Origin of the sequence: Kitasatospora albolonga, assembly GCA_002082585.1 — a bacterium.
GTDB classification, from domain to species: domain Bacteria; phylum Actinomycetota; class Actinomycetes; order Streptomycetales; family Streptomycetaceae; genus Streptomyces; species Streptomyces stephensoniae.
This window is the reverse complement of sequence record CP020563.1, coordinates 3,934,716-3,955,821: the sequence shown is the minus strand read 5'-3', so window position 1 is coordinate 3,955,821 and position 21,106 is coordinate 3,934,716. Positions and strand designations below refer to the sequence as shown.

Annotated in this window: 17 protein-coding genes, 1 tRNA gene and 2 pseudogenes; 15 read left to right on the top strand and 5 right to left on the bottom strand. The window is 69.9% G+C overall.

What is annotated here, in order from left to right:
- Nucleotides 1-3 precede the first annotated feature (3 nt).
- Together B7C62_17175 and B7C62_17170 are read right to left on the bottom strand one after the other, a co-directional pair.
- Nucleotides 4-1,434 (bottom strand): serine/threonine protein kinase, encoded by a 1,431-nt coding sequence (locus B7C62_17175; GenBank protein ID ARF73803.1) that lies wholly within the window; start codon nucleotides 1,432-1,434, stop codon nucleotides 4-6.
- A gap of 112 nt (nucleotides 1,435-1,546) precedes the next feature.
- A complete protein-coding gene (locus tag B7C62_17170; protein ARF73802.1) occupies nucleotides 1,547-2,095 on the bottom strand; it encodes a DNA-binding protein in 549 nt (182 codons plus the stop codon).
- A 190-nt stretch (nucleotides 2,096-2,285) separates the two neighbouring features.
- Between B7C62_17170 and B7C62_17165 the strand changes: the two genes are divergently transcribed.
- The 3 genes from B7C62_17165 to B7C62_17155 all read left to right on the top strand — a co-directional run bounded on the left by B7C62_17165 (nucleotide 2,286) and on the right by B7C62_17155 (nucleotide 4,792).
- Nucleotides 2,286-2,358 (top strand) — tRNA-Ala (locus B7C62_17165).
- Nucleotides 2,359-2,462: 104 nt separating this feature from the next.
- Nucleotides 2,463-4,328, top strand: a complete 1,866-nt coding sequence (locus B7C62_17160) for a site-specific integrase (GenBank protein ARF73801.1) — start codon at nucleotides 2,463-2,465, stop codon at nucleotides 4,326-4,328.
- A gap of 176 nt (nucleotides 4,329-4,504) precedes the next feature.
- Nucleotides 4,505-4,792 carry a hypothetical protein gene (locus B7C62_17155; protein ARF73800.1) on the top strand — a complete coding sequence of 96 codons (288 nt, stop codon included), beginning with the start codon at nucleotides 4,505-4,507 and terminating at the stop codon, nucleotides 4,790-4,792.
- A 440-nt stretch (nucleotides 4,793-5,232) separates the two neighbouring features.
- Here the strand turns inward: B7C62_17155 and B7C62_17150 are convergent, their stop codons facing one another.
- The 3 genes and pseudogenes from B7C62_17150 to B7C62_17140 all read right to left on the bottom strand — a co-directional run bounded on the left by B7C62_17150 (nucleotide 5,233) and on the right by B7C62_17140 (nucleotide 7,531).
- Complete coding sequence (locus B7C62_17150) at nucleotides 5,233-5,553, bottom strand: hypothetical protein (protein ARF73799.1); 321 nt, start codon at nucleotides 5,551-5,553, stop codon at nucleotides 5,233-5,235.
- Nucleotides 5,554-5,927: 374 nt separating this feature from the next.
- Nucleotides 5,928-6,767: pseudogene (locus tag B7C62_17145) on the bottom strand (DNA polymerase III subunit alpha).
- A 116-nt stretch (nucleotides 6,768-6,883) separates the two neighbouring features.
- The gene (locus tag B7C62_17140) at nucleotides 6,884-7,531 is read right to left on the bottom strand and encodes a hypothetical protein (protein ARF77215.1); all 648 of its coding nucleotides are present in this window, start codon (nucleotides 7,529-7,531) and stop codon (nucleotides 6,884-6,886) included.
- A 369-nt stretch (nucleotides 7,532-7,900) separates the two neighbouring features.
- On the opposite strand from B7C62_17140, the gene B7C62_17135 reads away from it, so the two are divergent.
- The 12 genes and pseudogenes from B7C62_17135 to B7C62_17080 all read left to right on the top strand — a co-directional run bounded on the left by B7C62_17135 (nucleotide 7,901) and on the right by B7C62_17080 (nucleotide 21,091).
- Complete coding sequence (locus tag B7C62_17135; GenBank protein ARF73798.1) at nucleotides 7,901-9,211, top strand: hypothetical protein; 1,311 nt, start codon at nucleotides 7,901-7,903, stop codon at nucleotides 9,209-9,211.
- Between the two features lie 306 nt (nucleotides 9,212-9,517).
- Complete coding sequence (locus tag B7C62_17130; GenBank protein ARF73797.1) at nucleotides 9,518-9,982, top strand: hypothetical protein; 465 nt, start codon at nucleotides 9,518-9,520, stop codon at nucleotides 9,980-9,982.
- Nucleotides 9,983-10,075: 93 nt separating this feature from the next.
- Entirely contained in the window at nucleotides 10,076-11,845 is a 1,770-nt protein-coding gene (locus B7C62_17125; protein ID ARF73796.1) for a chromosome partitioning protein ParB, read from the top strand.
- A gap of 66 nt (nucleotides 11,846-11,911) precedes the next feature.
- The gene (locus B7C62_17120) at nucleotides 11,912-12,349 is read left to right on the top strand and encodes a hypothetical protein (protein ARF73795.1); all 438 of its coding nucleotides are present in this window, start codon (nucleotides 11,912-11,914) and stop codon (nucleotides 12,347-12,349) included.
- Nucleotides 12,350-12,499: 150 nt separating this feature from the next.
- Nucleotides 12,500-13,705: a hypothetical protein gene (locus tag B7C62_17115; protein ARF77214.1), complete on the top strand. Its 1,206-nt coding sequence runs from the start codon at nucleotides 12,500-12,502 to the stop codon at nucleotides 13,703-13,705.
- A gap of 348 nt (nucleotides 13,706-14,053) precedes the next feature.
- Nucleotides 14,054-15,160, top strand: a complete 1,107-nt coding sequence (locus B7C62_17110) for a hypothetical protein (GenBank protein ARF73794.1) — start codon at nucleotides 14,054-14,056, stop codon at nucleotides 15,158-15,160.
- 1,000 nt (nucleotides 15,161-16,160) lie between these two features.
- Nucleotides 16,161-16,520: a hypothetical protein gene (locus B7C62_17105; protein ID ARF73793.1), complete on the top strand. Its 360-nt coding sequence runs from the start codon at nucleotides 16,161-16,163 to the stop codon at nucleotides 16,518-16,520.
- 122 nt (nucleotides 16,521-16,642) lie between these two features.
- Nucleotides 16,643-17,533, top strand: a complete 891-nt coding sequence (locus B7C62_17100) for a hypothetical protein (GenBank protein ID ARF73792.1) — start codon at nucleotides 16,643-16,645, stop codon at nucleotides 17,531-17,533.
- Nucleotides 17,534-17,653: 120 nt separating this feature from the next.
- Complete coding sequence (locus B7C62_17095; protein ARF73791.1) at nucleotides 17,654-18,076, top strand: hypothetical protein; 423 nt, start codon at nucleotides 17,654-17,656, stop codon at nucleotides 18,074-18,076.
- Between the two features lie 333 nt (nucleotides 18,077-18,409).
- Nucleotides 18,410-19,876 carry a hypothetical protein gene (locus tag B7C62_17090; protein ARF73790.1) on the top strand — a complete coding sequence of 489 codons (1,467 nt, stop codon included), beginning with the start codon at nucleotides 18,410-18,412 and terminating at the stop codon, nucleotides 19,874-19,876.
- Nucleotides 19,877-19,946: 70 nt separating this feature from the next.
- A pseudogene (locus tag B7C62_17085) lies at nucleotides 19,947-20,598 on the top strand (hypothetical protein).
- 64 nt (nucleotides 20,599-20,662) lie between these two features.
- Nucleotides 20,663-21,091: a hypothetical protein gene (locus B7C62_17080; protein ID ARF73789.1), complete on the top strand. Its 429-nt coding sequence runs from the start codon at nucleotides 20,663-20,665 to the stop codon at nucleotides 21,089-21,091.
- Nucleotides 21,092-21,106: the final 15 nt, after the last annotated feature.

Here is a 21,106-nt window from a genome sequence, read left to right as displayed (position 1 = left end):
ACCTCAGATCTGGGTCAGCGCCCAGATGCCGACCGCGAAACAGATCAGCGCCACCACGAGCACCGGGACCGCCACCTTCGGGGGCGGTCCCGGCCGCTTCGCGCGTACGGGGGTGGGCGCGGGGGCGTGCGCCGGAGCGTGGTGGCCGTGGGCCGCGAAGGGCTGCACGGGCTGGTGGGGCTGGGCCTGCGGGTGGGGCTGGTGGGGCTGCCCGGCGGTGTAGGGCCGGGTGGCGGGGTCGTACGGGACGCCGGAGGTCGGTGCCTGGGAGGGGTCCGGGGCTCCGACGGCGTACGGGGGCGGGGTGGCCGGCCGGTCGGGCAGCGGGGCCGGGGGCGGTGCGGGCCGGTGCTGCTGGGGCGGGGGCGCCAGGTGGAAGCTGCCGGTCTCCGACATGGAGACGGGGGGCGGGGGCGCCACGGGCGGCTCCTGAACGGACGGCCGGGACTCCGTCGCAGGGCTTACGGGGCTCGCCGCAGGGCTTGCGGGGCTCACGGAGCTCTCGGGAGCCCCGGAGCTTCCGGAACCCCTGGAGCTTTCGGAACCCCTGGAGCTTTCGGGGCCCTCCGGTCCGAACCCCGCCGGAAGCGGCCCGATCTGGTCGAACACCTCCACCGGCTCGTCGTCCGGCCCCGGCTCGGGCAGCATCTCGACGGCCGCGGTCAGGGCCTTGCGCGCCCCCGTGGCTGTACGGAACCGGGCCTGCGGATCGGGCTGGAGCAGACCGGCGAGAACCTGCCACAACGGCTCGGGAATGCCGTCGGGAGCGCTCGGGGTGCCGTGGGAGGCGAAGTGCTCCACCAGCGCCTGGGAGTCGGGCTTCTTGCCCTGGAGGAGATAGAGGGCGACCAGGCCGACCGCGAAGAGATCCGCGGGGAAGTCGGGCTCGGCGCCCATCATCTGCTCGGGGGCGAAGTAACCGGGCGTGCCGACCACGTAGTTGGTCTCGGTCAGCCGGGGCTCGCCCTTGCGCATCGAGATGCCGAAGTCGGAGAGGCGCAGGTGCGGGCGGCCCGAACCCGTCGCCTCCATCAGGATGTTGGCCGGTTTGATGTCGCGGTGCACCACCCCTTCGGCGTGCACCGTGGAGAGGCCGGAGAGCAGCTGGTCCAGGAGCAGGCAGACGAACCGGGGCGGCAACGGCCCGTAGTCGCCTATGACATGGACGAGCGAGCCGCCGCTCACCAGGTCCATGGTGAACAGGACCTTGTCGTCGTCGGCGGCCCAGCTGGCCGGGGCCAGGACGTGCGGGTGCTCGATGCGCAGCGCCTGCTCGCGGACGAAGCGCAGCAGGGTGTGCGCGTCGCTCTGCTGGAGGACCTTGGCCGCCACGTACCTGCGGCGCCGGTGGTCCCAGGCCCGCCAGACGGCGCCGACCCCACCACGCCCGATCGGATCGATCAGCTCGTACCTACCGGCGAAGACCTCACCCATTGCGCTGTGCCCGCTCCCAGTCCCTGTTGTCGCCGCGGCCCCTGCGGGAACCAGGGACCTCGGCTGTGTGCGAGGCCCTGGCTCCGTCGTCGTACGTCGTGCTCCCGAGCCGCTAGCTCTGGTGTCCCTCGTAGTGCGCGACCGCGTCCGCGGTGCGGCCCGCTCCGTACACCCGGAGGAACTCTGCCAGCTCCGGGTGGGTCGGGGCGAGGGCGTCGGCGGCATCGATGATGTCGCCGGCCGCCGCGACCGACCTCAGCAGGGACTGGATCTCGCGCACCACGCGGCGGACGGTGGGAGCGCCGCCGGTCGAGGTGGTCTGGCCGCTGCCGGTCAGGACGGACCCGCCCTGCGACTTCTTGATCTCTTCCATCCGGTCGGTGGCCTCGCCCGCGCTGACGCTGCCGTCGGCGACCTGGCTCGCCAGCTCCTGGAGCGCCTGGACCCGCTGGACGACCGCCGGGTTGCCGATCTTCGCGCGCTGGCCGCTCATCAGCTGGGAAAGCATCGGAGCGGACAGTCCGAGAACGGCGGCGAGCCGTGCCTGGTTCAGGCCGAGATCATCGATCAGCCGTCGGAAGAGCGCCCCAAGTGGCTCTCCGTACCAACTGCGTTGAAGCTCTCTGGCTCTTGCCGTCGCCTCTTGCTGCGCTGCGTCCATTGCGTCTCCCCTTCGCTGCGGCTTCGCTGCTGCGAACCTCGTCCAGCATCTTACGGAGCGTGGTCGTCCACCGGGAGTCCCTATCCTTTTGCAAGATTCGGCGGAGCACCCGGTACTCTGGTCTGCGACGGTTGCCGTGGCACGGACGTGTTCGGCGCTGTCCGTGGTTCGCTGTGGTTCGCCGTTCCCCGGGGCCTTAGCTCAGTTGGTAGAGCGCTGCCTTTGCAAGGCAGATGTCAGGAGTTCGAATCTCCTAGGCTCCACATCCTCAGAGGTCCCCTGACCTGCGAAAACGCGGGCCAGGGGACCTCTCCGTGTTTATAACGTCAGCACCGTGTCAGCACCGGTCTGATTTACGGTGCCTCACATGGCGTACATCAGGAAACGGGACAAGCGCGACGGAACGGCCAGCTTCACGGTCATGTGGAGGGCCGGCGGAGCCCGTGGCGGTAAGCAGGAGTCCGAGGTTTTCGAGGACGAGACAGCCGCCGAGCGCTTCCGTGATCTGGTGAACGGGCACGGCCAACAGTGGCCTCCGGGCTGGACCCGGGGTCACGGTTTTGTCGCGGATCGGCGGCGTGCAGACACGATGTTCGAGCCCTTCGCGCTCGCCTACGTCGACCGCCTCACCGGTATCCAGGGCGACACGAGGAGTAGGTACAAGAAGGAGATCAGGGAGAACATGGCTCCCTGGTTCGGCTCGTACTCCGTGGAGGACGGCGAGGGCAGCGTTGTTCGGGCGATGGTCCAGGACTGGGTCAACGACCTCGAAGCCGGACGCCTCGCCCCGCTCGACCCGCGCGACAGGAAGCCCCGGACTGCTTACAAGCCGAAGACCGTCCAGAACAAGCACGGTCTCCTCAGTGCGATCATGCAGTCCGCCGTCGATGCAGAACCGTCACTGCGGGCCTCCAACCCGTGCGCGAAGACCCGTCTGCCCCGGCTCGACGGAGCCGAGGACGAGGAAGAGATGGTCTTCCTCGAACGAGAGGAATGGGCCTGGATCTACGAGTGCCTTCGCGACGACGCCAAGGATCTTGGCGAGACGATCGCGGAGACCGGCTTCCGGTGGGGCGAGGCCACCGCGCTTCAACCGCGAGACCTCCGGCGGCGCAGCGGGCGCCCGGCAATCCGTGTGCAGAGGGCCTGGAAGAAGGACGAGGACGGAAAGTCCGTCCTCGGTCCCCCGAAGACCCGGAAGTCGCGCCGCACCATCGTCATCACGCACAAGCTTGACCGGATGCTTCGGCGCCGTGCGAAGGGCCTTGCCCCCAACGCCCTGATCTTCACCGGTCCCGAAGGTGGCAAGTGGGACCCCGGTACCTTTCGGCGCCTGCGCTGGATACCCGCGATCGAGCTGGCCGCAGAGAAGTACGGACTGATCAAGCGACCGCGCATCCACGACCTCCGTCACTCCCACGCATCGTGGCTGATCGCGGCGAAGGTCCCGCTTCCGGCCATCCAGGGACGGCTTGGCCACGAGTCCATCACCACGACCGTGGACCGCTACGGCCACCTCCTGGACGCCTTGGACGACGAGGTCATGGCCGCCGTCGAATGGGCCATGGACCCCACGGCCCCGCTGCCCGGCTTCCTGGAGCGCTCCGGCCTGGCCGCCGCCACGGACGGACTCCCTCACGTCCCCCGACAGTTCTCCGGACTTGCCCAGGAAACCTGGAAGGACGCCAGCAACATGCCGCAGGACGATGCAGAGCACGAGAACGACCCGGTCTTCGTCGTCACGCTGGGCGGCCGGGAGGTGCCGTTCGCGGACCGCGAGCACGCACAGGACGTCGCCGACCAGTGGAACGACGACCACGAGGAAGAGATCGCGACTATGCGGGCAGACGGTTGGCCAGAGGAGAAGATCGCCCGCCGCGGAGCCCTCGGCCCGGAGGAACGCGAGCGATGGACCGGCGGCGGCTCCGTCTGGTCCCGTATGCCGGAGCGGCAGTTCGTGCACTTCGCCCTGGCCTCGTACGAGGCCGACGGCACCCTGACCTACGAGCCGCTTCCGGTGAGTAGCCGGTGGACGTGGGAGTTCGAGCACGACGGCTTCACCACGCGGGCCGCAGAGTTCCGGACCGAGTTCCGCCCCCAAGGCAGCACAGAGGCGCACGCTCGGGGAATCAACAAGTCGGCCGTCGCCCGAGCCTTCGAGCAGGCCCGGATGGAGGCTCTGGAGGTGTGCGCCAAGCACCTGGATGCCGATCTTGCGAGCACCGAGGCTTGACGCGCCAGGTCCAGCCCGCCACTTGAAGGAGCGTGTCCTTCTTCACGTGGCTTCGGCCCGCTCCCGACGGGGAGCGGGCCGAAATCGTACGTATTTCGCAGCGGGGAACCGCTCGTGGCCTCAGTGCCTGTGTCTGAACCTCGGATTTGGGTAGCTTTGCCTCCTAGGCTGACCGGATGTCCGAGGGCGTCGGGGAAGTCGCGAGACGGTTCTGTGAGGGATGCGGGAGACCGCTGTCGTCGGAGGCTCCGGCTCGTGCGAGGTTCTGCTCGGCGGTCTGTCGTTGCAGGCAGTGGCGGCAGGGCCAGCGGTTGCGGAAGCGTGTGGCCGCGGAGTTGAGCGGGGCCGGCCGGGCCGAGTGCCCGGAGTGCGGGGCCATCTGGGTGGCCGGGGTGGACCGCCGTTCGAACGCGGTCTACTGTTCGCGGCGGTGCGTGACAAGGGCCTGGCGGTCGCGGAAGTAATCGTTCGTGGAACGGTCACGGTGACCGCAACACGAACGCACCCGCAACCCAACTTCGTTCATTCACCGGTTAATTACGGTCATTCATTGTGATCATAGGATTTCCGGTCCGACTCCCGGTTGCAGATGCGGGCCGGGTCTCGCCGCGGCCGATGGGCTGCGCCCCGGCTCGCTGGTGGGTGGTGAAGACCATGCCTGAAGAGATCACGACGGCCGACAAGGTCGGCAACGTCATCACGCCGCAGCGGCCAACCCGACAGCCAGGAAGCCCACCGGGACTGATCCAGACGGCGTTGCCGGTCAGCAACGCCACCCACGGCCACCCGTCGTCTGGCTCCTCGACCACTTTCACACGCAGGCCCGGCTCCCCACCGCCCCTGCTCGAATTCTGACCTGCGAGGAAACACACCGGCCCTTTGCGCAGGCTCTCAGGCCCGCCTCTTACTGACCTGCCTGCGGCATCCGGACGACCGCGACCCCGCCATCCAGGTCTACCGTTGTCCGGTTCGGCGGCGCCCCGTCTTCCTCGTCGTCCCGCATCACCAGCGCAGACTGCCGCTCCTTGAGTTCGTTCTGCTTCCCGGGCGAAAAGCTCGCATGGAGCTGCTCAAACCCGGTCGCGGATATCTGGCCCTGCCTGACGCTGTTCCGCCATGGCAGCAGGCCAGCCCGCCCGGCACGGAGAAGCAGCTGATCTACGAAGGCCACGACGGTCAGCATGATGACCAGTCCGGGCAAGGTCATGAAGAAGACGAATCCCATACCCTCCAGTATCCCAATCAGGAGGCCGATGCCGACAGAACCAACTGGAAACGCTCAGGGACCCTGTTCGAATCCGAGCCGAGTGAACGCAACCAGGGGACTTCAGGAACAGGTACTCAGCCCACGACCTCCGATGCCGGATAGCAGACCGTCTGCCAACCGCTGACCTCCGTCAGCGGAGCGCTGCCGCCCTAAGGCCCGCGGTGCTGGCGGGTCGTACCGCGCCCGGGCCGAAGCGGGCGCGGGCGCGGTCGGCCGCGGCCTCGATGCGGCGGGCCCGGTCGTCGTCGGGGCCGAAGGCCAGCTGCCGGGGGGTGGAGGCGGCGGCGCGGAGTTCGCCCGCGCGCAGGGCGAGGGAGCGGACGCGGGCCCGCCTCGGTGGCCGCGAGCAGCCGCCGCCCGTCCCCGCTCCGGCCGCCCGCGGCCTCCGCGATCCGCCCGGCGATCCGCTCCATCTCCCCGGCGTCCTTCAGCCACCGCTGCCCGCCGTCGAGCCGGGACGCGTCCCGGGCGTCGATCGGCACCAGGAGGCGGGCGGAGTCCAGGATGTCGGCGACCTCGCCCCGGCCCGGGTCCGCATAGCGCACGGCATTGGTGAGCACAGGGACCACCTGCTGCTCGGTGGCGAAGCCCAGCATGCGCGCGGCCAGCCGGAGCGACCCCGGCCCGGTGCCGGGCCGCCCGTGCCAGGACGTCTCGATGCGCAACGACCGGCCGAACCGTTCCCGCCAGGGGCCCAGCAGGGTCGCGGCCCGGTCCGGCCGCCCCGCCGCCAGCGCCTGCCCCACCTCGGAGTCCGCCCCGAGCAGGACGAACAGCTCGCCGTCCGGGCAGGACAGGTCCTCCCAGGTGACGCCCTGGTCGGCGGCTGCCGTCACCAGACGGCACAGCTCGGCCCAGCCGCGTTCGGTCCGGGCCAGGAACACCGCGCGCTGCGGCGCCTCCGCGACGAACGCACCGCCCCGGGCAGGAGTCCGCTGCCGCTTCGACGGCACCGGACCGGACGCCGGTACGCCGGGCACCGCCAGGTCGACACCGAACAGCGGCCGGACACCGGCCCCCGCACACGCCTTGGCGAAACGCACCGCACCGGCCAGGGAGTCCCGGTCGGTCAGCGCCAGGGCATCGAGCCCCCGCTCGGCCAGCGCGTACGGATGACTGGCCCCGTACCGCAGCGAATAGCCGCTGGCCGCATGGAGGTGCGTAAACGACATACACACCTCCTGCTGCTCATGGCCCCCCTCTCCTTGCTATCTCGTCCCGACCAGGAGCGACGCCCCATCTCCATGTTCGCATATTCGTTCGAATCAAGGCGGCGGGAAAGCGGTCGTCACCAGAGGCTGAGGGGGCGGCCCGCCGCAAACGCCGCACGGATGCGTGCCGCGATCTCCGCTCCGGACTCCCCGCCGCTTTGGCCGGCGCGAATGGCGGCACCGATGGCGCGGGACCGTCCGGCCGGGCCGCGGACGTCGGCGAGTGGGCTGCTCGGGTCTCGGCGGCGGCGGGCCAACCATTCGGCACGGTTCTCCGCCGCCGTCCCGAGACGCAGGTGCATCGGCTGCTGGCAGGAGTGGTTGTCGCAGGTGTGGCAAACGGTTGGGTTGGTTGGGCTGTCGGTTCCCCAGCCGAGTCGGGGGATCACGCCGTGCGCGAGCTGGTATCCGTACAGGTGGCCCGGCACCGTGCCCGTGCGCGTCCTACCCGGCCGCGACGCGGCTCTGAAGCTGGCGTGGCCGGTGCTGGAGATCCCACCGAGGAAGAACCAGCAGTCCTTAGTTGACGGGGCCCGGTAGACCTTCGCCCAGTAGCGGGCTTGTACGGACTCGTCGGCCAGCCAGCGCATCCACTCAACGGCTGGTATGCGGACGGGTTTTGGTTCACCGATGAGCGAAAGTTGCTCGTCAACGTGAACGGGCCCGGCCCCGTTCACCGCCGAGAGCGGGAAGAGGCCGGGCCCGGAGTCGTGCTCAGGCGGCATCAGCCCGGCCGTCATCCGTCGGGACCACCGGGGGCGGGGTGTCCGGGGTCGAGAAAGCCGCGCCGGCCGCATCCGGTCGAGGCTTACGGGTGCGGGTAGAGCGAGGCCGCTCGGCGCGGGCCCGCAGCTCCTCGATTACCTCCTTCGCCCGAGCGGCGGTAACAGGCTTCGCCTCCCGGTCCAGCTCCTCTGCTGGGATGCCCAACAGTTCCGAGACCAACTCGGCGTCGTTGTCGAACAGCCGCAGGACGACAGCAGCGGCTTCCCGCGCGGTGACGTCGGCCTCCTCCTTCGCCGTGGCCGCCTTCGCCGCGGCCTCTCGCGCGGTCAGCGTGTTCGCGGCGGCTATCTCGCGCGTCTTCGCCTTCAGTGCTTCAGCAGCGCGAACCCGCCGTCGCAGCTCCGACGTGCTTACCGGCCCTGCCGAATTGGTGCTCACCTGTGCCCCCAGTCCTGTTCGAAATCGTGGCTCGTCGCGCGCACCGTAGGCACAGGTCCGCGGACATCTCGAACCACGGGTTCGGTGGGGTCAGGTCAGTGATCAGTGCCTCCGGCGGGGGATCGGCCGGCACCGGGCGGAGGGGGCTTCGTGCCCGGCTGCGGGTTCGTGGGGGTGAGGGTGCTTCCATCCCGCACACCGTCGACCCAGCCAAGGCGAGCAGACACGGCACCGGGCGTCCAGGTCGTTCGTGCAGTGGCGCGCTCCACCTGGACGCCCGGCACCGCGTCCGCTCCACGTGCGTGTGGGTCGACGGCGTACGGGATGGAAGCGGGTGTGTGGTGCGGGAGGAGCGTTGTCACCTGCGGGTTTGGTGTGGAGAGGGCTTGCCTCGAACCCGAGAACGTGGTTTAATTAATGATGTCGGAAGGGGAGGGCGACCCCCGACCGGCGAACGGCAGGCCGACCGGCCGCCGACAACCTCTCTCACCAGGAGAACGAACGTGAGCACCACGAAGGCCCCCGGAAAGCTCGACACCATCCGCGCTCTGCTCGCCACGGCAGAGGACCCCCGTACGCCGGAGTCAGAGGCGGAGCTTGCCCGGAAGCGGGCATTCGAGATGATGGCGAAGTACGGCGTCGAAGAGGCCATGCTGAGCGACGGGCAGCCGTCGCGGGACGCGGTCACCGCGAAGTACGTCGACCTCCCCAACCCGTGGGCCATGTCCCGTGTCCGGCTGATCTGCTTCATCGCTCAGAGCGTCGGATGCAAGGCCGTGCACATGGGTGTGAGGGGCAAGGTGCGCCGCGTTCACATCGTCGGCCATGAGTCCGACGTTCAGCGCGCCGAAGTCCTGTACGCCTCCCTTCTGATCCAGATGCTCGGCGGGCTCAACGCGCAGGTCGTCCCGTACGGTGTCCGCAGCGCGCGAGCATGGCGCAACTCGTGGACCATCGGATTCATCGAGCGCGTCATAGAACGGCTTGACGCGATCGAGCGGGCCGCCCGCGCTGCCGCCAGCGGGGAGACGTCGGCCACCGGCCGCAGCGGTGAACTCGTGCTGGCCGACCGTGACGCGAGGGTGGAGGCCCTCTACCGCGAGGAGCACCCGCGCGTCCGGCAGTCGCGCGGCTCGTACAGCGGCAGCGGGTACGGCGACGGAGCCGCCGCAGGCAACCGCGCCGACATCGGAGGCGCCCGCCGCATCGGTGCCCAGAGTGCCGGGGCGCTCACAGCCTGATCCGCCCCATCCCGGCCGGGGCGGCAGCCCGGCGCCCCGGCCCCCGCACTTACGCGAAAGCAGAGAGCATCCATGTCGCTGAAGAACCGACCTATACCTCGATGGATAGCCGATAGCGATCAAATGCAGGCAGGAAGGGCTTGGTTGGCATGTCGGGACTGTGGGACGAAAGAGAGCTTGACGCGCGTCGTTGTCCGGCGGTGGCCATCCAGCGCTGTTGGGGCGCAGTACTACGCCCTCTGTCCCCAGCACGTCGTCTCCGGTATGACCGCTTCCTGATTTCCGATTCCGACCGAGGAGCCCCGCATGACCGCACGCCGCTACCACGCGACCCCCGCCCGCATCCTCACGGCCGCCGCCGACCACATCGAGCGCGTCGGGCTCTACCAGGGCGATCACCTCTGGCAGCCCGGCCGGATGGGCGACACCGCCCCGTGCACCGTGCTGCACGCATGGGGGCGCGGCGTGCGCTCCGTCCGGCCCCGCTGGTCCGTACGCGGTGAACCGTGGGACATCTTCCAACGCGCCCTGTTCGACTCCCTTGTGGTTCTCAGCAATCAGGTCAACGGCCGCCCCGTGTCCGGGGTCCGGTGGCGAAAGCTGCGGCTCACGGAGGACGCCTACCGGCGCACCCTCCTGTGGTGCTGGGGGGACAAGCCCGACCGCACCACCGCCGAGGCCGCCGCCATGATCCGCACCGCCGCAGCCCTGCACCCGAGTGACGGCGATCACGGCAGCCCCGGTTGCCCCACACTCAATAACATGGTTTAATTAATGGTGTCGGAACGGGGGAGGGCAACCCCCCGACCGACACCTCACCGGGCCGGACGGCCCGACGAACTCTCACCAGGAAGTGAAAGACCGATGACGAACACCAAGACCCAGGCCAGCGTTCAGGCTGCCCCTGCACCGTGGCCGACCCTCGCCGTCGCCGAGTTGGCCGCGCACCCCGGCAACGTCCGCGACATCGAGGCCCCAGCCGATCTGCTGGCCGACGTGAAGGACAACGGCGTCGTGGAGCCGCTGTACGTCGTGCGCACCAACGGCGACGTGCCGCAGGTCATCGACGGGTTCCGGCGACTGGCCGCCGCCGCCGCCGCAGGGCTGAAGACCGTGCCGGTCACCCCGCGCCCCGTCATCCGGCTCGACGCGCTCACCCCGCACCCGAAGAACGCCCGCGAAGACCTTGACCTGAACGCGCCGTTCGTGGAATCGCTCCGCACCGAGGGGTGCCGCATCCCCGTAAAGATCCAGCGACTCGACGGCGGAGTTCTCCAGGTCAACGACGGAAACCGCCGCTACCACGCCGCTACGGACGCGGGTCTTACCCACTTGCCGTACGAGTGGGAGGACGACGACCGCGACGCGGCCGGACAGTTTCTCGACATGATCACGACCGCTCAGCACCGCAAGAGCCTCACCAGGACCGAGGTGAACCAGGCCATGTTCAGCGCGGCCGAGGCGGGCGCGCAGGTGGGCCGGATCGCCAAGGCCGCAGGCGTGCGGCAGAAGGACGTCAAGACACTGGTCAGGGTCCGGTCCGACGAGAAGCTGTCGGCCGCTGTCAGCGGCGCGAGCAGCTACGAGTGGACGTTCGAGCACCTGGCCGCGCTGTCGGAGTTCGCGGAAGACGCCGAAGCGCTCGCCGCGATCACCGAGGCCGCCGCCGACGACGACGCCGACGAAGGAGACGTTGACTGGGCTATCGCGGTCGAGCGGACCAAGCGCGACAAGCGGACCAAGGCCGAGGCCCACCGCGCGGAGCTGGAGGCGGCCGGGCAGAAGATCCGGGACGCCGAGGAGCTGTCCGAGCGCGCCATGCCCGTGTGGGGACTGCGCGGCATCAGCGCCGAGGAGCACGCCGACTGCAAGGGTCTGGTGTGGGTGTTCGACGAGCGGCGGGCGGACCGGTACATGCCCTACTGCTCCGCTCCGACGTTGTACGGGCACACCGTGCCCGAGAGCACCGGCAGCACCGGCGGGACGAAGTCCGCCGCCGAGGTGGAGGCTGAGCGCGCCGCCCGCGCCGCCGTCAAGAAGGGGAATCTGGACTGGGACGCGGCCGAGTCCCTGCGCCGGAGGTGGCTCACCGACCTGATCAAGCGGCGCAACCTCCCGAAGACCGCCACCAATACCCTGATCGGCCACGTGAACGACGCTCTGCTGAACGCCAGTTGGGGTCTCGATGATCTCATCAAGGAGCCGACCACTGAGATTTTGGCCGCCTTTCTGGGGCTGAACACCGAGCAGGCCAAGGACCGCCGTAGCTTCGCCGAGCATGCAGCCAAGGACCCCCGCAGGGCCCCGCAGCTCCAGTTCGCCGCCATCGCCGCCGTACGGGAGAAGTGCGCGAACCGGTCCGCGTGGAGGACGGACAGCCAGCGTGCCCCGTGGACGCGGACGCCCACCGGCCGGTGGTTCCAGGTGCTCGCGTCGCTCGGGTACCCGCTCACGCCCATTGAGCAGTCGGTGGTGGACGACGAGCCGTACGACCCGTCGAAGAAGAAGCCCCGCGCGATCACGTCCGGCAGTGAGCCGGAGACCGAGCAGGAGCCCGGCACCGACGAGGAGGCGGGCGAGCCGGAGGCCGAGGAAGCCGACGACCCGGCCAGCGACGACGAAGCCGCCGCCTAACCGCCTCAGCCGCCCGACGCCGGGGGCGGGAACCCTCCCGCCCCCGGCCGCCCCAGGAGCCCCACAGTGACCCGTACAGCTCTGTTCGAGACCCACGCCGACGACCACGGTTGCGGATGCGTCCCTGCCCCCGTCGAGCCCGACCCCGGCACCACCGCCGACATCATGCAGGCCCGCGCCATCGCGGCCGGTCTCGCGGAGTTCGGCATCGGGCCCCGCCGCTGGTCCGCCGCCTACGACCACCAGTCCGCCGCCGTCGTCCTGCGCGTGGACACCCCGCGCGGACTGTACGCGCTCGCCATCCCGGCCCCCGGCGCAGCGTTCCCCGTTCACCACCGGGGCGAGCGCATCGGCGCACTGGACTGCCGCCGCACCTACGGCACCGCCGACAGCTACACCGCCGACAGCTACACCGCCGCCCTGTTCGCCGCGTTCCTGCGCGACCGCGCCGCACTCGACATCCCCGGCCGGGATGCTTGCCCTACACCTCAAAACATGGTTTAATTAATGGTGTTGGAGGGGGAGGGCAACCCCCCTTCCAACACCACGGTCCGCCAGCCGGACCGCCCCGGCCGTACGCGGAGGGCAACCCGCCCGGCCGGGCCCGCGAATTCCTCTCTCACCAGCAGGAGCACCCTGATGACCAGCGCACTCATGCGGTTTTCCATCCCCGCCACGGCACAGTCCCGCGTCCGTCAGCTTGTCGAGGCCACCAATACGCGCGCCGCTGTCCACCGCCTCAGCCCGTACGCGCTCCACTTCTCCGAGCCGTTCCTAGCCAACTACCGCGACCTTGACGGCCGCGTGATCGGCAAGCGCCCCACCGTCACCGTGTCGATCTCCGGCGACGTCCCGCGTCACCAGGGCTGGACCGTCATCGCCCGCCTGGACCACGACGAGGAGAGCGGCGAGACGATCACCAGCCTGTTCCCCGGTCTGCCCGAGCAGGACGCCGAGGCCGCGCGCCAGTACCGGGCCATCGAGAACTTCTGCCACGGGTGCGCCGTCGCCCGTCACCGCACCGCCACCTACCTTGCTCGCCATGAGAACGGAGAGATGCGGCAGTTGGGCACGACGTGCGTCGAGCCGTACACCGGCCTGCCGATCAAGGGACTTGAGGCCCTGTGGCGGTTCGGCACGCTGAAGGACTCCGATTGGGACGGCGAAGGGGGCGGCATCCCGGCCGACCTCCGCGTCCCGGTGATCGAGGTCCTGCGGGTGACCGCCGCCATCGTCAAGGAGGAGGGCCGGTTCTACAGCCGGTCCGAGCAGTGGAAGGACGCGTCTCCGACCGCCGACGGCGTCGAAGGGTACTTCTTCGACCGCAAGGCCCCGCAGGAGTGGAAGGACGCCATCGACGCCGACCGCGACGCGCCGACCACCGCCGCCGCCGTCCGGGCATGGGCCGTCCAGGGATACGGCAGTCTCTCCGACTACCGCCACAAGGTGGGGCAGTTGGCGAAGGGCGAGACCGTCGACCCGCGCCACCTGCCGACGCTGGTGTCCGCCATCGCCGGGTGGTACCGCGACCAGGAGAAGGAAGCCGCCGAGCGGGCCGCCCAGAACAGCAAGCCGCAGGGCACGGTGGGCGAGCGGATCACCACCACCGCCACCGTTACGACCGTGATCGAGCTGGAGGGCCGGACGTACGGCTACCACGCCCAGCGCCGCCGACTGGTGAAGTTCCAGGACGACGGTGGAAACGTCTTCGTCTGGTTCAGCAGCGCCGGAACCGTCCCGGACCAGGGCGACGAGGTCGAGCTGACCGGCACGGTCAAGGACCACAGCATCTACGGCGAGACCGCGCAGACCGTACTCACCCGGTGCCGCGTCAACGAGCGCGAACCGGCCGCCGCGTAGCCGCAACCACCGGCCGGGCGGGAGCCACCGCCCGGCCGGACCCCGGCCGCCGGGCCGCGGGGTGGGCGGCATCGAGCCGCCCACCCCACGCTCCGCCCACCACCGGCCGGAGTCCGGCCGCGTCGGCGGCCAGCGCCGATCACCGGCCCCGTGCGAAAGGGCGTCCTCCGGACGGCTCAGCGTGGCCCGGCTCGCAGTCGGCCGAAACGTCCGGACGCCGGGCCAACGGGCGTGCCCTTCGGGCACGACAGCACTGTCCATCGCGCTCCGCGCGAGTCGGCGGCACTTCCCCGATGGCGAGACGGCACGCCGCCGACCGCACCACCGAGATCCTGAGGAACACTCCCCATGCCCGAGAACGCGCCCGTCGTCCAACATCAGGTCGCCCACCCCGGAGACCCGTCTCCACAAACCTGTATCCAGGTCGCCCGGCAAGCCGCGCTCCTCGCCGTCACCGCAGCCGACGACGCCATGACCGCCTTGTGCCACAACCGGTCCGGCGCCGCCGCCCGCCTGGAGGCCGTCATGCACGCGACCCACAAGGAAGCCGTCGAAGCCGAGAAGTGGGCCGACCGCGCCGAGCAGTACGCCGACGACCCCACCATGCCGAGCAGCGCCCCCTCGTACTGCGCCCGTACGGCCGTCGACCACGCTGTTCGGGCACAGTCGGCCTCCGGAGCCGAGACGACGGCCGCGGACCTGCGGGCCGAGCTGGAGCGGAAGCTGACGGCGGCCGAATACGCCGAGCGGGAGACCGAACGCCGGCGGGAAGAGGCCGAGCGGGAGGCCGAGGAGCGCGCGGCCACCGGCATGGACCAGGAGAACCGAGACCGGGCGGCGCGGAACCGGTATCTCGCGGAAGGACACGTTGCCGCACTCGGTTGGACAACCGGCCACGTTCGGGTGCTGGAGGCCGCCGAATCCGGACGCCTGTACTGGCGAGACGGACGAGCCCGGCAAGCAGCACAGACCGGCGTCTGGAACGGTGGCCGCCGGATCAGCCGCGAGCGGACCCAGGACCTCTTCGCCGCGCGGTTCCTCGTCGCCGTCCGCCAGGACGACAGCACCCGCGTACTGACCCCCAGCCCGATGGGCCAGGTCGCTCTTGAACTGGCCCGGCTCCACCCCGCCGGACTCCATGAAACCGACCGGGCCGCCTACGAGGCCCGGTTCGCCCGGGTCCGGCGACACCACAAGCGCCGCGACGACCAGAAAGCCGCCGCCCGCGTGCTCCCGCCGCTCGATTCCATCGCCCGGATGTACCGGAAGCCGGTCACGCTTACGGAACAGCGGACGCGCGCCGAGCGCGACGCTGTTGACCAGTGGGAGGGCGAGGGGGGCTACTGCCCTGGCATCCAGATCGCGCGACCGGCAGCAGCTCCCGCCACGAGCACGCCCGTACGGATCATCCTGCCCCTGCACCGCAACGCCGCCGTGCAGCCCGCCTTGTGGTGACGAGGGGGGCCATCGTGCCCCAGCCCGATCAGGTGTTGCCTGCCTCCCGGACCGTGATGTTCCACCCCCACTGGCGAGGTCAACGGACCGCGGGGTGGGCTGCACTGCATGACGTACGCCAAGATCGATCCGCCTCCTGAACTGCCCTGAAGCCGAAACGCCATGACGGTTGGCCGGTGTCGGCCAGAGCGAAAGGCTGCCTCCGGCGGGTCCTCCTCGGAGGGGGTGGGGGGCGGGTCGGGTGGGCGCGGGAGCGTTGTGGTGCGGGTGGTGGAGGCGGGGTTCCCTCCTCGGCCGGACACCCCAAGGGGCGTACCAGGAACCCGGGCACGGTGTCCAGGCCGGGCCGCTTCGCGGTCGCTGCGCGAGCCTGGACACCGCACCCGGAACCCTGGTACGGCGGAGCTGTCCGACCGAGGAGGGAACCCCGCCCGGGTGTGTGGTGTGCCGGGCCCGGCAGGGCGGGCGCGGGCAGGCGCGGGGCCGGAAAAGGCCAGCTCAGAGCCTCGATCCAGGTTGACCCAACCCCTAGAACATGGTTTAATTAATGATGTCGGAAGGGGGGCGACCCCCGACCGGCGAACGGCAGGCCGACCGGCCGCCGACACCCACTCTCACCAGAAGGTGTCCGAATTGAGGAATCTTAAAAGCGTTATCGACCGCCTCGCTGATGTGTTCCGGCCGCGCGTCTTGCATGTCAATTATGAGTGCCGAAAGTGCACGCTGAAGGCTCAGGTCAGCGGAGATCCCAACTACGTCGAGTCAATGCTACAGGTGATTCTCAAGCACAAGTGTTCGGCGGCGGGGAAATTCGAATAGGCGGACAGGAAGGGTAGCGCCTCGCGCGAAACTCGGCAGGCCGACCGGTCACCGAAATTACATTTCACCAGGGGGTATAAATGGAACAGTGTCCCACCGTTGCAGGATATACCATCTAATTCCCCGTGCTTTGCGGCGACGCCCTACCCCGAGCGCGCCGCCCACCTCAGAAAGGCCCAGGATGAGCGCCGACGTATTCACGATAGAGCCGCAATGGATCGTGCAGGCCCCGTACCTCCGGTGCACCCTCAAACGCGCCCTTGCACTCCAGTCCGCACATAATGTGTGGTCCGGTACCGAGCACATCGAAAACGCCGTGTCAATGGCCTATGGTGATCAACTCCCGGATTTCGGCCGATGGGAACTGACTCGCTCCCAACTCCGCACACTCAAAATCGCCATTGAATGGCGCAGGGCCACGCGCGCGGCCAGCGACCAAAAGACCGCCCCCGATATCCTCGAACGCTGGACCCAGATAGAGGACGAGGTCATAGCCGCATACTGCGCTGTGAGCAACGAAGCTGGGTTGCACTCGATTTAAAGGGTTGTCGATCACCCTAGAACATGGTTTAATTAATGCGCCGGGAGGGGGAGGTTAACCCCCCTCCCGGCACCCCGAGGGTCAGTCGGCCCCGGGTGATCTCTCACCAGGAGGACCGTGACATGCCCCGCAAGCCGAAGATGACCGACGAGGAGCGCCGGGCCTACTCTGCCAAGATGCGCGGCGAACTCGAAGCCGTCATGGATCGCGCGTACGGCGCGATGGTCAGCAGTGAAGAATTCTGGGCCGTCGTCATGCGCACGGCCGCGAACCTCACCCACACAGACCGCGACGACCGCAGCCCCACCAACTGCATCGCCGTCGCCGCCCAGCACCCCAGCGCCACCCACATACTCAGCTCCGGAGACTGGCGAAAGGTTGGACGCTTCCCCGCCAAGGGTGCCACCTCCCTCCGCATCTGGACGCCGATCAAGCGGCGGCCCGAGGGCGGCCAGGAGGTCACGGCCGCAGCCGTCGACGGCGGGCAGCGAGAGGCCACTGACGAGACCGCCGGGGGTGAGACGCGCAGGGTCTCAGGCTTCAAGGCCGGGCCGGTTTTCGACATCAGCCAGACCGACGGCGACGCCTACGAGCCCCCCGCCGCCACCCCGCTCGCCGCAGAGGTCGTCCGCGATGTCCTGGTGAACCAGTACCGCGACCAGTATCACGAGGACCCCGAGCGGGCCGGGGGCTTTGACTTCACCCGGGAGGCCCCCGGCAGCGCCGTTCGTATCCTGCTGTACGGCCATGGGTGGCGGCGCATCCCCGAGGCGTACGCCCCCCTTCCCGGCCAGCACGCCGCCGAAGTCGCCTCAGCCGCGCACGTCGCCGCGCTCATTCTCGGAATCGCTCCCGGTCCCGCCGTCATGCCGCCGCTCGCGGGGATCATCACCGACGGCAAGAAGCCCCCGGTCCACGAGTCCGCCGTACGGGCCATCGAAACCGGCCGCGCCATCGCCCGAGCTGCCAGGGCCGTCGCCGAGCGCTGCGGCGAACCTGCCGTGACCGGTTGACCCGAACCCAAGAACATGGTTTAATTAATGGTGTCGGAAGGGGGAGGGCAACCCCCCGACCGGCACCCCCGCCGGGGCCGAGCCGCCCCGGCGGAACCTCTCACCAGACAGGGATGCGACATGCTCACCACCGACCAGAAGTCCACCGTCCAGGATTTCCCCACCGCAACTCTCGTGGTCGGCGGACCGTGGTTCCGAGGCCGTCAGGGTGACAGCCGTCCGGCCGTCGTGGTGTTCCCGCTCGGCGGGCCGGACCTCCCGGGCGACCCCACCATGGTGGTCGTCTGGTTCTTCACCCTCGGTGCCCCGGAGCCCGGGGACAACGTCCAGGCGATGTTCCCGCACGAGCTGACGCCGCTGGACGACACCCTTACCAGCATGAATCAGGACGTCTTCCGCGACCTCGTGTGCAGTCTGCGGCGGGGGCGGTTCGCCTACGACGACGGGGTGCAGCTCAGGGCCACGGTCCGCCAGGCATGGCGCGAGCGGACCGGCCTTGCCGATGCCGACCCGGCCGCCCGGCAGACGCTCCACCGCAGCTGACACCCAGGCCCGCCGGTCCGGGGGAGGGCAACCCTCCGGACCGGCAGGCCCCCAGCACCACCCCCAGCGGACACCCCTTCGGGGCGGCAGTACGTGGTCCGGTGCGTTCACCGCCGCCGGCCGACTCCGCCGCAGGCGGCTCCGCCGACCGACGACGGGCACCGGACCGCAGCGGACGCGCCCCGCGGGGGCGCGACTGCCCCTGTCGTCGCGCAAGCGCGACGACCCGCGAGCCGATCGTCCCTCACGGCCCGCGCCGGTGGTGCAGCGCCGCTGCCAACGCACGGTCCGCCCTGCGGACGGACCAAACTCTCACCAGAAAAGACCAGTTCAGTGACTATCGAGATCACCCACACCCGCCGAGAAGGAACCCTGATCGAGGGGATCAGCCGGGGCGACGGATCGGCCGAGATCCTGAGACTCCGTGAGTACGGTCGCACCCGGCGCCAGCCCTTCCGCTGGAGCCGCACCCTTGACTGCTGGTACCTCCCGCACAGTCGCGACCATGCCACCTACACCCCCTCGCTCGAACTCCTCGCGCAGCGACTCCGGGAGAAGGGGTTCGAGGTCACGCTGACCATCGACAATGCCGACCGCCGCTCGTTCTCCGAGGCCGAGGAGGAGCGAGAGGAGAAGGCCGAAGGCCGCGCCGAGAGGTTCGGCAGGTACGCCGCCAGCGCCGCCCAGTCCTCCGAGGCCGCGTGGAAGAAAAGCCACGACATATCCGAGCGGTTCGCCTTCGGTCAGCCGATCCTCATCGGCCACCATTCAGAAAGCCGCGCCCGCCGCGATCACGCGCGGATGGACGACGCGATGCGCAAGAGCATCAACGAGAGCGACCGCGCCGCCCACTGGACCGGTCGGGCGCAAGCCGCCGCGAACTACCAGCAGGACAAGGCGGACCCCGGCCGCACGCTCCGCCGTCTCAACAAGCTGTGGGCCGACCTCCGCGCGGTCGAGAAGTGGCAGCGCGGCCAGTCCGCCAAGGGGTTCTCCCGGAACCCGGCAGACCCGGAGCTGGAGATCGAGCACCAGGAGCTCGCCGAGGAGATCGCCCACTGGGAGAAGGTCATCAAGGACGCCGAAGCCGAAGGCTTCAAGGTGTGGTCGCGCGCCGACTTCACCCGCGGGGACTTCGTTCTCTACCGCGGTACCTGGTACGAGGTCCTGCGGGTCAACCCGAAGTCCGTGACCATCCCGCACATCCACAACGGCACCGGCAAGCGCATCGTCCGAGCCACCGGCAACCAGTACGACGACTGGACATGGACCGCCCCCTACGACGGCGTGTCCGGGCGTATGAGTGCCGACGAGATGCAGCAGCCGACTCGGGTCGAGACCACCGAGCACCAGGAGCAGGACCCGCCGACCACGGAGTCGGTACCGGCGGCTGAAACGTCTCCCACCAGTCAACCCAGCCCCTGGCACGCGAAAGCGCGCCGCTGGGCTCTTCGCCAGGACGCCCCCGAAGGGCCGCCGACCCCGGTGACGGCCCCCGGCGAAAGGGCGAACTGGCAGGACGGCATGGCACTGGTGCTCATCACCTCGAAGAACTCCCGCCGCACCCGCAAACGTGCCTTGTGGGCGATGACCCGCCGCGAGGCACAGGCCCTGTGCAGCGATCCCCGCACCTCCGGCCGCGCGTACATGCTCACCTGGACCGAACAGCCCGGCACCGAGGGCACCGACTGGGAATGGATCGCGGACAACGGGAGCTTGGACCAGGTTCTTGAAGACCTGAGCATCACCCCGCGCCGTCACTGGACCGCCACCCCACAGGCCCCCGCCGAGGCCGCGTAACCACGCCGCGCCCGCCCGGCGGCCGAGCGCGCCGGGCGGGCCCCCTCCCTCACAAGAACAGGGCACCACCATGTCCATCCAGCTCCTTGAACGACCCGTGACCATCACTGTCCCCGACACTGAAGCGGGCAGGCTCATCGTCCCCGCAACCGGGGGCAGCACCACCGTCCCGACGTACCGCGTCGGCGCCCCCGACAACCAGTGCCGCTATCCCGTGATCGTTGGCGAAGACCAGGTCATCGGCCGTGCCTACCGGTGGCACCGAGACTGGTTCGTCCTCACCACCGAGGGCGAACGCAACCTCCGTCGCCCGCCCAAGGGAACCCCCGGCACCGACATGGCCGCCGCCCATCTCGCCGCGGAGTACGCCGCCGGTCGAATTGGCGCCATCCCCCTGGACCAGGTGCTCGCCGACGCCCCCACGTCGCTGGTCGGGCCGGTGCCCCTACTGCACCCGCGAATGCCGGTCAACGATCGCAACATTGAGGGCGCGCTGATCGCGTTCGCAGGGCTCGCGGCCCACCACTGGCGGGCCATCCTCACCGGATTTCCCGGCTCCGATAACCACTGGCTCCTCCGCTGTGAGCTGTGTGGATGGGAGGGCCTGAAGTTCTGGTCACACCTGCGGGGGGCGCAACGGGGCGCCGCCGAGCGCCCGGCGTCACAAGGGCGGATGCATCGGGGAGGACGAGATCCGCCGACTGATCCCCGCGTACCAGTAGCCGCCTCACCGGGGGCGGCGGCAGCGCGCCGCCGCCCCCGCTTCCCCCCCCCAAGGACTGCGCCGTGCCAACCCGCCACGCCCCCGAGAGCATCGTCATCGCCGACACCCCCGCCGCCATCCTGGAATGGGCCGCCCGCCACATCGAACACGTCGGCATCCACCAGGGTGACCACCTGTTCGACGGCCCCGGCCGTACGGCCACGTTGCCGTGCTGGCCGCGCGGCGCACTCCAAGTCGCCGTCGGCCACGGGCGGGGAGCCGCCGGCCGGACGTACGACTGGGACCGCATCGACCGCGCACGCGACGAAGCGTTCGCCCTCCTCGCGGAAACCCTCGCCGGTCACCCCGTCGACGCCGACGAGCCCACCGACGCCAAGGCCATGCACCGCGAGGTCATCGACCGGTGGAGCGCCGAGCCCGGCCGTACCGCCGCCGACGCCGCCCTCGCATTCCGGACCGCCGCCGCCCGCGCCGAGCCCGCCCTGTTCTGACCCCGAAGCCCGCCA